Annotated in this window: 9 protein-coding genes and 1 tRNA gene; 5 read left to right on the top strand and 5 right to left on the bottom strand. The window is 73.6% G+C overall.

Annotated elements, in window-relative coordinates:
- Positions 1–65: 65 nt before the first annotated feature.
- The 3 genes from K313_RS0105090 to K313_RS0105080 form a co-directional block, all read right to left on the bottom strand.
- Entirely contained in the window at positions 66–1,991 is a 1,926-nt protein-coding gene (locus tag K313_RS0105090; RefSeq protein WP_029210691.1) for an N-acetylmuramoyl-L-alanine amidase, read from the bottom strand.
- A gap of 32 nt (positions 1,992–2,023) precedes the next feature.
- On the bottom strand, positions 2,024–3,262 hold the full coding sequence (locus tag K313_RS0105085; RefSeq protein ID WP_029210690.1) for a SpoIID/LytB domain-containing protein: 1,239 nt from the start codon (positions 3,260–3,262) through the stop codon (positions 2,024–2,026).
- Between the two features lie 364 nt (positions 3,263–3,626).
- Positions 3,627–4,430: a TIGR03089 family protein gene (locus tag K313_RS0105080; RefSeq protein WP_029210689.1), complete on the bottom strand. Its 804-nt coding sequence runs from the start codon at positions 4,428–4,430 to the stop codon at positions 3,627–3,629.
- 69 nt (positions 4,431–4,499) lie between these two features.
- Between K313_RS0105080 and K313_RS20115 the strand changes: the two genes are divergently transcribed.
- Entirely contained in the window at positions 4,500–5,249 is a 750-nt protein-coding gene (locus tag K313_RS20115; RefSeq protein ID WP_029210688.1) for a hypothetical protein, read from the top strand.
- 117 nt (positions 5,250–5,366) lie between these two features.
- Positions 5,367–6,161: a DNA-3-methyladenine glycosylase family protein gene (locus K313_RS0105070; RefSeq protein WP_240483936.1), complete on the top strand. Its 795-nt coding sequence runs from the start codon at positions 5,367–5,369 to the stop codon at positions 6,159–6,161.
- Between the two features lie 91 nt (positions 6,162–6,252).
- Here the strand turns inward: K313_RS0105070 and K313_RS22110 are convergent, their stop codons facing one another.
- Complete coding sequence (locus K313_RS22110; protein WP_029210686.1) at positions 6,253–8,901, bottom strand: S8 family serine peptidase; 2,649 nt, start codon at positions 8,899–8,901, stop codon at positions 6,253–6,255.
- 142 nt (positions 8,902–9,043) lie between these two features.
- A tRNA-Arg gene (locus K313_RS0105060) sits at positions 9,044–9,115 on the bottom strand.
- Between the two features lie 85 nt (positions 9,116–9,200).
- Here K313_RS0105060 and K313_RS0105055 point away from each other — a divergent pair.
- Genes K313_RS0105055 through lysA form a run of 3 tightly spaced genes read left to right on the top strand, consistent with a single transcriptional unit; the run spans position 9,201 to position 11,808 of the window.
- Entirely contained in the window at positions 9,201–9,614 is a 414-nt protein-coding gene (locus K313_RS0105055) for a response regulator (protein WP_029210685.1), read from the top strand.
- On the top strand, positions 9,611–10,372 hold the full coding sequence (locus K313_RS0105050; protein ID WP_029210684.1) for a hypothetical protein: 762 nt from the start codon (positions 9,611–9,613) through the stop codon (positions 10,370–10,372). The genes K313_RS0105055 and K313_RS0105050 overlap by 4 nt, the downstream gene beginning before the upstream one ends.
- Positions 10,373–10,374: 2 nt before the next feature.
- Positions 10,375–11,808 (top strand): diaminopimelate decarboxylase, encoded by a 1,434-nt coding sequence (gene lysA, locus K313_RS0105045; protein WP_029210683.1) that lies wholly within the window; start codon positions 10,375–10,377, stop codon positions 11,806–11,808.
- The last annotated feature ends 154 nt before the right edge of the window (positions 11,809–11,962 follow it).

Here is an 11,962-nt window from a genome sequence, read left to right as displayed (position 1 = left end):
GGGGGCGAGACATCGCTCGTCTCGCCCCCACCCATGGCCGCGAGCGAAGCTAGCGGCTATGCCCTTCAGTAGACGCGGATGCTCGCACCCTGACCACTCACCAACGTGATGTAGCCGCCCTGGAAGTTCTGGCGCACGATGCCGTTGGCCAAGCGCTTCTCACCCGACGTGGGCAATCCCAGCCTGGAGTTGCTCGAGCCCACGGAGTTGTAGGCGCTGCGCATCCCCCCGGCCACGGGGTAGCCCGAGGTGCCCGGGATCGTGTAGACCGAGCCACGGGTGAACGCCTGGGCCGTCCCGCCCCGCACCGCTCCCACCGGGCCGGCAGCGGCCCCTAGCGTTGCGTTTCGCGAGCCACCGCCCTTGAGCCAGACCTGCAGGTAGCTCCCGCTGAGGACCCCCCCATTACCGCGGTTCCAGGAGATGACCTTGCCTCTGGTTGTCGTCATGTAGGTGCCATCTACGGCGGTGAGTTCGTCGCTGGCAGGGTAGCCGTGATTGATACTGCCGTACCTGCCCCACGTGTTCTCCATGCCGGACCCGAGCACACGCGTTCCACCAGGACCGGAGTAGATCCGCTTGCCACCGGTGAAGACGGTCTTGAGTAGGCCGTTGGACACAGTGCTCTCTCCGATGGCAACTCGACCCAGGGAGTTCATGCCCCCAAGCCCGACATACCGCTTGTAGATCGGGCTGTTGAAGCCCGAGCCGTTCCAGCCGGCGAGGGCGGCGGCGCCGGCTCGCAGCTCGTCCATGCGCGGGTAGAGGTAGCGGCCGGGGCACGCGGTGTTGCTGGACTCGCGGTGCGCGGCGATGTTCTTGGCGTAGTAGGCGCTGCCCTTGGCGTACCTGGACGTGGTGCCGTTGTACTCGGAGTACAGCGTCGTGCTGCCGTACGGCGCGATGTAGAACTGCGAGAGGCGCATGGCGATGCCCTGCTTGAGCGCCGACATGCCGGCCTCGGGGACCCGGGTGGTGTCGTAGTTGCCGAGGATCGAGATGCCGAAGGTGTAGTTGTTGAACGAGTCGGCGTGGGCGCCCTTGACGGGGCGGCTCAGTCCGCCGAAGCGGCCCTCGAACTTCTGGCCGTACTTGTCGACGATCATGTTGTAGGCCACGTCGCACCAGCCCAGGCCGCCGGTGTCGTAGGCGTAGATGCCGCGGATGATCGACGCCGACTGCGCCTTGGTGTAGCTGTTCTGCCCCGCGGTGTGGTGCACCACGACGACCTTGGACGTCTCGCGGACCGAGGGCACGCAGCCCTTGCGCAGAGACTCGTTGGCGCCCCAGCCGGCGCGGGAGATCACGGACGGCACGTATGCCGCGTTCGCGGCACCCGCCACGGCGGTGGGGGTGAGCTGCGCGTCCGCCGCCGTCTCGCGGGAGGTGACGGCCGCGAGGGACGCGGTCTTGAGCAGGTCCTTGGCGGACGCGGCGACGCGCACCTGGACCCGGGTGGCGCCATCGACCCAGATGGGCTCGGTGCCGTACTTCGTGACCTTGCCCGTCGTCTGCTCCTTGACGGCGTCGATGGCCAGCTCCTGCCACTCCTGCCAGCCCTTGGCGGTCTGGGCACGGACGGCGACGGTGGCCTTGGCCGCCATGGTGGTGGTGCCCGGCCAGGTGACGCCGACCAGGTTGCCGGTGGCGGGGAGGTCCACGACCGTGTCGGTGGTGGCTCCGGCCTCGAGCGCGGGGTCCACGGTGCCCTTGCCCGGGGTGGCGACCGGCTTGCCCGCGGCATCCTTGGGCAGCGAGGCGTCCTGGACGACCTTGGTCTGGGGCCCGGCCTGCTGGACCGTGGTGCGGACCTTGTCGGCGAGGGCGTGCTTCTTGACGTCCGGGGTGATCGGGCCGTTCTTGGCCGGCACCGCGGAGGGGACCGGAGCCTGCACGGCGACGGACGGCAGGGCGACGAAGCCGAAGCTCAGGCCGAGGGTGGCGGAGAGCAGCGTGGTGCCCTTGACGAGGGTGGTGCGGGAGGTCTTCACGAGGGGGTCTCCAGGGTGTCGAGACGGACGGGTCACAGGGAGCTGACGGGCTTGAAGTAGGTGGAGCGCAGGGCGGTGCCGCCGACGACGCTGCGCAGGCGCTCGCCGGAGACGTCGACGGAGCCGCGGGTGCCCTGCAGCCGGACCATGAGGACGCGACCGCCCCACAGGCCCTTGCCGTCTCGCGCGAGCACGGTCATCCGCTGGAAGGACCCGATGGCGGGGTAGGCCCGCTCGAGCTTGCTCACGGGGACGGAGACGCCCCAGGTGTTGGTGGTGGGGGCGAGGCCGGTCTCGTAGGGGTCGGCCTGGGCGGGCAGGTAGGACACGTTGCCGTACACCGTCTGGCCACCGTTGGAGGATCCGAACTCGGTGTGGGCGGGGATGCCGGCCCGGGTGAGGATGATGCCCTTGCTGGCCGCGACGGCGGTGCGCGAGTTGGTGGTCTCGCTGGTGATCCCGCCGAACACCTGGCACGCGGCGGTGTCGCAGATGTCGTAGGTCGAGGTGCGGGGCTTGCGCAGCCAGCTCGCGGCGTAGGAGCGGGCCGCGACGGACTGCGCGGCGAGCGCCTGCACCGGCCAGCTGCCGGGGCTCTCGAAGGGCACGACCTGGCGCACGTAGCTCTCGAGGGTGGTCGTGACGACGGGGGAGATGGTCGTGCCGGAGCGGATGCCCGTGAGGCTGCCGAGGTAGGTCGCGACCGGCGCGCCGGTGGAGCCGACCGCGGTGACGGTGCCGTCCGTCGCCCGGATCGTCCACCGGCCGGAGGAGGTCGACCGCAGGGCCTTGCGCTGGCCGGCGGAGGTCGTGAACCACAGGGTCGCGGTCGTCGTGGTGCCCCCTGACGCAGGGCGGTCGACCTGCCAGGACCGCACGGGGACCGTGCCGTCGACCAGGGACAGGCGCACGACCTGGCCGCGGCCGTCGTCGGCGACCAGTCCGGGCTCGGCAGCGACGCGGGCGGCGTTGCCGAGGCGACCGGCCACGCCCACGCGGATGCTGGGGTCGGCCAGCCGGGTCTGCGTGGCGCCCGGGTAGTAGTGGCTGACGATCTGCTGCCACGAACGGCCCTGCCTGGCGGCGTTCATGGCGCCGTACTGGGACATGCCACGGCCGTGGCCGAAGCCCCGGCCGGTGATCTCCAGGGTGCCGTCGGCGGGCCGGCTGTAGTACTCGGCCGCGGACGCAGGAGCGCCCGAGCCGGCGATGACGGCGGCGGACACGGCGGCGACGGCGGCGGCGCGTCGCGACGTAGGTGTGATGCGCATGGGTCTCCCAGGTCCTCGGCGGGGGCTGGCCCAGGACTCTTCTCGAGCGGTGTCGAGCTGGATGGCTAGTTCGCCCCAGAACGATCAAATCACGCAGGGTGACCGTCTCGTTACTGTCCGTATGTGATCACAGGTAGACGTCGTCGCGGAACCTTTGGCGCCGATGTCGCCCTTTTTGGACTAATTACACGCGTGTGTCTTGTGAGGTTGATGGGGCACTTGTGACAGTTGGGGCGTGTTCAGCCTCCCCCCACCACGCACCCTGGCCCGATCGGGCAAACAGGGCATGAGCGCCCGTGACTAGCCCGTCGACGGGCGAGTGACTACCTCGCTAACACCGCAGGTAGCCGCCCCCGGCGACCGCTCAGGCCGGTCCCCGCACGAGCTCGGCGCGCTCGGCCTCGACGATCCCGTCGATCCCGTCGATCCCGTCGATCCCGGCGACCCCGGCGAGACCGTCACCGGCAACGCCGGGGTCGCCGGGGCCGCCGGAGCCGGGCGCCCCCGTGCGGACCAGCACGAGGCTGCCGTCGCCGGACCACCCGCGGACCATCCGGTCGAGCGCGTCCTCGAGGTCGGCCGTATGACGGACCGCCTCCTCGCCCACCACCAGGCAGGTGCGGCGGTCGTCGGCTCGCAGCGGGTCGTCATACAGCCTGGTCCCGTCGCTCCGGCGCCAGGCGACGGCGCCGGGCCCGGGGGAGTCGAGGGCGTCGAACCGGTCCCCGTAGGTCGCGAGCTCGCGGGCCTCGTCCATCACCCCGGCGGGCACGGGGCCGGGGTGGGACCGGGCCAGGCCCGCGAGCGTGACGAGCACGGCGTCGCCCGGCGCCTCGGCGGCGAGCGTCGGGTCGTCGGTGACGAGCAGGTCGGCCTCGAGCGCCTCGGCCCCCGTCACCAGCGTCGCCCCGGCCCACCAGGTCGCCAGCGCCCAGTAGCCCGCCCGCCAGTGCGCGGGCAGGGCCAGGCCCACGGTGCTGCCGGGCTCGAGGGACCACTCGTCCTGCAGCGCGTTGCCGGCCTTGCTGGCCCAGGTGAGCAGCACCCGCCCGCTCAGCTCGATCCGCTCGCCGTGCGTCGCGCCCCCTGTGCGGTCGTAGCACGTGATCGCCGGCTGGCTGACGTCGCGGGACTGCAGGGCGGGGAGGAGCTCGCGCAGGGTCGGCATCGGCCCAGCCTAGCGAGCGGACCTACTAGGCTGGCGGGAGCCGATCTCGAGGACGACGGAGGATCACGGATGGCGCTGGGCCAGGTGGCGAGGACGCTGGGGCGGGTCGCGGGCGTCACCGCCGGGGCGGCGATCGCCACGGACGCCGCTCGACGGCTGCACGCGAGCTCGCGCTGGGGCGTGCGGGCGCGGCTCGGCGCGGCCGGCGACCTGCCCGAGTGGGTGCTGCCGACCGACGTGCTCGCGTCCTACGCCGAGGCCGAGGAGCACCGCGAGGCGGCCGACGACCTGGGGCTCCCGATGGTCCTCGACGAGGTCAACGCGTGGGCGGCGATGGGTGCCCTCGCCGCGCTGCTGCGCCTCGTCGACGACGGCACGCACCGCAGCCAGGTCGTCGATCTCGGAGGTCGCTGGTCGCCGCTGTCGCGGTGGTGCCGCGCGCTGGGTTTCGCCGTGTCGCGCGAGGTCCCGCACGAGCGGGGGAGCGTCGACCTGCTGGCCCGCCTGCACCCGGCCGGCGCGGTGGCGGACGACGTCGACGCCGTGCTCGAGCTGGCCGGGGTCGTGCTGCGTCCGGGCGGGGTCGTCGTGGTGACCGTGCCCGTCGGCGACGCGGACGCCGAGGGAGCCTTGGGGCGCGCCGACCTGCGGGCCCTCGAGGCCCGCGCCGACGGGTGGGGTCTCCGACTCGTCGGCGACCTCGACGGCGAGGTGGGGCGGCGCCTCACCGCCGCCGTCCGTGGCGCGCGTGACGACGAGCAGGAGCGCACCGACGGCAGCGCCTACGCCCTGGCCCGGCTGACGCTGCGGCGACGCTGAGTGCGCCGGATCCGGCTCGACCGTCCGCTGGACCTCCGGTCGACCCTGGCCACCCTCCAGCGGGGCGGTGGCGACCCGACCGGACGCCGCACGGCCACGGGTGGGTGGTGGCGGGCGATGCGCACCCCCGACGGCTCGGTGACGATCCACCTCGAGCGCCAGGGCGACGAGGTGGTGGGCGAGGCCTGGGGCTCGGGGGCCGCGTGGTCCCTGGAGCACCTGCCGGGGCTGGTGGGGGAGCACGACGACGCGACCGGGCTGGTGCCCGTCCACGACGTGGTGCGCGACGCCCACCGCCGCCACCCGGGCTTCCGGATCGCGCGGACCGGCCTCGTCGTCGAGGCCCTGGTCCCGGCCGTCATCGAGCAGAAGGTCACAGGACAGGAGGCCTTCGGCGGCTATCGCCGCCTCGTGCGGACGTATGGCGAGCCCGCGCCGGGCCCCGGTGAGGGTCTCGGCCTGACGGTCGCCCCGTCGGTGCAGGTGTGGCGCCAGGTGCCGTCCTGGGCCTGGCTGCAGGCCGGCGTCGACGGGGCTCGCTCGGCGACCATCCAGCGGGCGCTGGCGGTGGCTCCGCGCCTGGAGGAGTGCGTCGACCTCGACCCGCGCGAGGCCCACCGGCGGCTCCTCGCCATACCGGGCATCGGGGTGTGGACGGCCGCCGAGGTGCGGCAGCGGGCCCTCGGCGACGCCGACGCGGTGAGCTTCGGGGACTACCACGTGGCGCGCAACGTCGGGTGGGCGCTGGTCGGCCGCGAGACCGACGACCAGGGCATGGCGGAGCTGCTCGAGCCCTATCGGGGGCACCGGTTCCGCGTCACGCGGCTGCTCGAGCTGAGCGGCCAGGTGCGCCCGCGCCGCGGTCCGCGCATGGCGCCGCGCACCCACCTGCCCCGCACCTACCTCAGGTAGTCACGTCCGCCCGACTTGGCACGCCAGGCGGATGTGACGACCTGAGGTAGGCACATCCGCCCGACTTCGCCCGCGGCCACCGCGCCCGAGGTCAGGTGGCGATGCGCAGCAGCGTCGCTCGCGCCGACGTCGGGTAGCGCACGTAGCCCAGGTAGACCCGGCTCGGCTCCAGGCCCTGCCACACCAGCCAGGGCGTGGCGGTCGCGCCGCTGGTCAGCAGCGACGTGCGCGGGTTGACCGTGAACATCGCGTCGCGGCCGCTCTGCACCGCAAAGCTCTCGAGCGTGAACGAGGCGGTCCCGGTGACGGCATACCCCTGCACGACGAACCGGTAGGTCCCGGCCGCCGGGCTGCCGACGTCCAGCGTCTCGTCGCCCGACTCGGTCTCCGCGGCCCCGACCGTGGTCCAGGTGCTGCCGTCCAGCCGCTGGAGGTAGAGGTCCAGGTCGTCGGCGCCGTTCGCGGCGACGAGGTCTCCCCGCAGCAGGGGCGACCCGGCAGCCACCGTCAGGGACGGGGTGGCCCACGTGCCGCCCTGGCTCACCGTGCCCGGGTCACGGCGTCCGGCCGCCAGCCCCGTCACGGGCGTGAACCGGCCGGACGTGGGGCTCGCCACCCGGATGGGTCGGCGACCGGAGCGTCCGGTCGCCGACAGCTCTCCCGGCTGGGAGAACCCGGACCGCGACACGATCGGCAGGTGCAGCGTCGAGCCACCGGCGGTGGGCGTCAGCATGACCCGCCCCTTGGCCCAGGCGCCGTTGGTCGCGGTCGACGGTCGCAGGACCAGCGACAGCGTGACGGGCGACCCTGCGGTGGCGGTGATGCTGGCGGGCGCGGTCACGACATACCCCGGGAGGGAGGCGCGGACCGACCAGGTGCCGCTCCGGGTCGCGGTGAACCGCCGCGTCACCCGCACGTCACCGCCCTGCAGCGGCACGGCGATCGAGGCGAGGTTGAGGTCGGTGGGGTCGAGCGGCGTCCGGCCGGTGTCGACGCCCTGGCCCTGCGCGAACCTCGCCATGTCCTCCGGCGTCGCGTCGAGCAGCAGGCCCGGGTCGAGGGCGGCGGCCGGGGCGACATACCCCGCCCCCTGGGCGAACGGGTCGGTCGTGGTCGTGTCGACGCTGGTCATCATGAGCGCGGACCGTATGGCGCTCGGCGTCCATGCTGCTTCCCGCGCATGGCGCGCCTCGAGCAGCGCGGTCAGGCCGGCGACGTGGGGGCTCGCCATGGACGTGCCCGACATGTTCTCGTAGACCGAGGGCGCGGTGGTCGACCAGCCGGCCCGCCATGGGACCGACCCGGCCACGATGCCGACGCCGGGCGCGGCCAGGTCGGGCTTGATGATGCCCGAGCCCGACGCCGACGTCGGGCCGCGACCCGAGAAGTCCGCCACCGCCATCGGCGAGGTGTGGCTGGCGGCGGCCACGGTCGTCACCCACGGCGCGACATGGTCCACGGTGCCGGCCCTGGGCCCGTCGTTGCTCCCGGCCGCCACGACGGCGACGCCCGCCGCGTCGGCGCGCTGGAAGGCCAGCGACACGGGATCGGTCACACGGTCCGAGGACCCCGAGATCGAGTAGTTGAGCACGTCCACCCCGTCGAGCACGGCCTGGTCGACGGCGGCCACGACGGAGTCGTCGAGGCAGTAGTTGTCGTTGATCCCGTCGCGGTCCTGGTCGACGCCGTCGAAGTCCCAGCACACCTTGTAGGCCGCGACGGCGGCACCGGGCGCGATCCCTGCGCTGCGACCCCAGGCCCCGCCCATGTCGACCTCGCGACCGGCGGCGGTCGAGGCCGTGTGGGTGCCGTGACCGTCGTTGTCGCGGGGGGACCAGTAGTCCGGGTTGCCGGCGCTCGGGGACGTCTTGCGCCAGTCCGGGTCGCCGGTCGGGAAGGCGCGGGCGGACACGAGCTTCTGGTTGCACAGGGCCGAGGTCCAGACCTCGACCGGGTTGCTGCCCACCGCGCCCGTGCAGCTCCCGCGGAAGGTCCCGCCGTCGGCCTTGGTCAGCGTCGTCGTGGCCCCGCGGTCCAGGCTGTATGCCGATCCCACCGTGCTCGTGGTCGCCGTCCCGAGCGCCGGTCCCGTGAAGCTGGCGTTCTCGGGCCACACCCCCGTGTCGAGCACGCCGACGACGACGCCCCGGCCGGCCGTCGCGGCGCTCGTCGGGGGAGTGGACCCGGCGCCGACCCGGGCCCACACGCCGGACGTGCCCGTCAGGCCGAGCGCGTCAGGGGTCTGGTAGACGGTGGGGCGCCGGCGCTGCACGGGATCGACGGCGGCGACCTCGGGGTCCGACCGCAGGGCGGCGACCTGCCCGGCGTCCAGGCGGGCGCTGAACCCGTTGGTGGCCACGGTGAACTGCCGCTCGATCGCGACCGAGCGGCGGGCGGCCACGGCGCGCTGCGTCGTCTCGAGGCTCGCGCGGTGGTCGCGGACGGCGGCGCTCGTCGACTGGAAGCGGCCGCCCTTCGGTGCCTTGGTCCGGGGTGCCACGGCGGCCGGGGGTGCCTTGAGCGTGACGATGAAGTGGCCCCTCGCGGTGCTCTTGGCGGGGCCCGTGGCCCTCGTGGGCGCCGTGCCCTGCGCGGTCGCGGTGGGCGTGGCGGACGGGCTCGCCGCCGACGGGTTCGTGGCCGACGTGCTCGCGGCCGCCGCGGGGGCGGTGACCAGCAGGGCGAGGGCGCCGGCGGCGACGATGCGCGACCGTCGGGCCAGGGGGAGGGGGGCCGGCATGGGGTGGCTCCATTCACCAGAGGATCAACCACGCAGAGTAGTAGTTGATCACCCTCGGTGTCTGGATGGCGTGAAAGCCCCGGTGCGTCGAGACCGAGCACGGCGAAGGCCCGGTCCATCAGGACCGGGCCTTCGCGTCGGGCGCCCCCAGTAGGATTCGAACCTACGCACCCGCCTCCGGAGGGCGGTGCTCTATCCCCTGAGCTATGGGGGCCCAGCAGCACGATCGAGGGGCGACGCGCCATGGCGCAGCGACCGGTTCGTGCGAAGGTCGACCATACCAGCCTAGGCTCGCAAACATGGAATGGGACCAGGGCGACGGCGAGCGGCTGGGGACGGTGCTCGTGTGCGACGACGCCGACCAGATCCGGACGCTGATCCGGCTCAACCTCGAGCTCGACGGCTACGACGTGATCGAGGCCGGTGACGGGGTCGAGGCCCTGGAGATCCTCCGCGACCCGGCCATGCCCCGGCCGGACGTGATCACGGTCGACGCGCTCATGCCGCGCCGCGACGGGTGGTGGATGGTCGGGATGATCCGGGCCGATCCGGCGCTCGAGGACATCCCGATCGTCATGGTCACGGCCTCGGTGCAGCCGCACCACCGCGTCCAGGCCGAGCAGGCCGAGGTCGACGGGTTCATCGCCAAGCCCTTCGAGCCGGACGAGCTGCTGGCGATGGTGGGGATCCTCGCCGCGAGCGGGCGCGCGTGAGCGGGAGCCCGGCTCACGGGTCGAGCTTCATTCTCCCCCAGCAGATCTCGTATGCCGCCGCGCGCGCCGGCCACGACATCGACCCCCACGACGTGCCGCTCGAGCCGTCCCGTGGCGGCCGCCCGGGCACACCGGCGCGCCGCCCGGACACACCGGCGCGCCACACGGACACACCCGCCCGCCACCCTGACTGGATCTCCTCGCTGCCCCTGCGCCTCGCCGCGGGCGACCCGGCCGCCGCCGCCCGCCACGCGACCCGCCTCGTCGAGGCCCTCGCCCCGGCCGTCGACGCCGACGTGCTGCCGCGCGGGCTGCTCGGCATACGGCTGGACGACCCCACCCTGGTGGCCCTGGCGCTCGAGCTGCCGCCCGGGTGGGCGGACCGCGCACCCGGCCCCGCCACCCAGCCGGCCACCACCCGGCGGGCCACCGCGCGCACCCCGACGAACCCCCGGTATGCCGCCCAGCTCGCCCACTCCCGGCTGTGCCGCCTGGCGGAGCAGCCGCCCGGCGAGCGGCTCCCGCCCCATGACGTCCTCGTCCGCCTCGTCGACGCCTGGCGCGTGCGCGACCGGCTCGCGGCGGACGGCCGGGTGCACCACCTGACGGACTGGCTCGCGGCCTACGGCGCGTCTGTGCTGGTCTGGACCCGAGAACCCCGCCCGCGCGACCTCGACCACCGGGTCGTCGTCGCGGCCCGGGACGCCCTGGCCGACGGTCTGCGCGCGTCCGGGGCCACCCCGCTCGAAAGGTTGTGACCATGCACGCACACGAGGCCGGTGCCCTGCACGCCGACGGCTACTCCGCCGCCCCCGAGTGGCTCCCGTGGCCCAGCGACGTCAACGAGCTCGAGCCCGGCCTGTGGGCGCGCAACGTCACCAAGGACGCGGCGGGCGAGCTGGCGGTCGCGGGCGTGCCCGTGTCCCGGATCCGGGACGAGTTCGGCACCGCCGCCTATGTCATCGACGAGGACGACTTCCGCACGCGCGCCAGGGAGTTCAAGCAGGCGTATGCCGCGGCCTTCGCCGACCCGGAGCTGGGCGGCGGCGCCGACGTCTACTACGCGGGCAAGGCCTTCCTGTGCACCGCGGTCGCGTCCTGGATCCGCGACGAGGGGCTCTGCCTCGACGTGTGCACCGGCGGCGAGCTGGCCGTGGCCCTGCGCGCCGGCCTGCCGGGGGAGCGGATCGGCTTCCACGGCAACAACAAGACGGTCGCCGAGATAGAGGCCGCGGTGGACGCCGGCGTCGGGCGGATCATCGTCGACAGCCACGCCGAGATCGACCGCGTCGCCGCCGTCGCCCGCTCCCGGGGCGTCGAGGTGGGGGTCATGGTCCGCGTGACGGTCGGCGTCGAGGCGCACACCCACGAGTTCATCGCCACCTCCCACGAGGACCAGAAGTTCGGCTTCTCGCTGGCCGGGGGAGCAGCCTTCGCGGCGTGCGAGCGCATCGTCGCCCGGCCCGGCCTGCGCCTCCTCGGCCTGCACAGCCACATCGGCTCGCAGATCTTCGAGACCAGCGGGTTCGAGCTGTCCGCGCGGCGCGTCCTGCAGCTGCACGCCCGCGTCCGCGACGAGCTCGGCGTGGCCATGCCCGAGCTCGACCTCGGTGGCGGCTACGGCATCGCCTACACCACCCAGCACACCCCGCTGCCGCCCGCCGAGCTCGCGCAGCAGATGGCCGAGATCGTCCGTCGCGAGGTGACCTCGCTCGGCATCGACGCCCCGCGCGTCTCCATCGAGCCGGGGCGCGCCATCGCCGGACCGTCGACCTTCACGCTCTACGAGGTCGGCACGGTCAAGCCGGTCCAGGTCGACCGCGGCGCCACCCGCCTCTACGTCTCGGTCGACGGCGGCATGAGCGACAACATCCGCACCGCCCTCTACGGCGCCGACTACTCCTGCACCATGGCCAACCGCCGCAGCGACGCCGCCCCCGTCATCTCCCGTGTCGTGGGCCGGCACTGCGAGAGCGGCGACGTGGTCGTGCGCGACGAGTACCTCCCGTCCGACGTCATCCCCGGCGACCTCATCGCCGTGCCGGGGACCGGCGCCTACTGCCGCGCGATGGCCAGCCAGTACAACCACACCCCGCGCCCGCCCGTCGTGGCGGTGCGCGACGGCGTGGCCCGGCTGGTCGTGCGGCGCGAGACCGTCGAGGACCTCCTCGCCCTGGACGTCGCCGACGCCTGATCGGCATACGAGACGTTCGCGTCCCGTATGTCGGACAAACGGCCGCCGCCACCACGGGACCGGTCGAGACTGAGGGTGACGACCATGCCGCTCGAGGATGCTCGTCAGCGTCTCGCACGACCGGGCGCGTCCTCGAGCCTCGACCCGACCGTCA

This window comes from Arsenicicoccus bolidensis DSM 15745, from assembly GCF_000426385.1.
In the GTDB taxonomy this organism is placed as follows: Bacteria; Actinomycetota; Actinomycetes; order Actinomycetales; family Dermatophilaceae; genus Arsenicicoccus; species Arsenicicoccus bolidensis.
The sequence above is the reverse complement of the archived record's forward strand: the minus strand, read 5'-3'. Positions and strand labels throughout refer to the sequence as shown.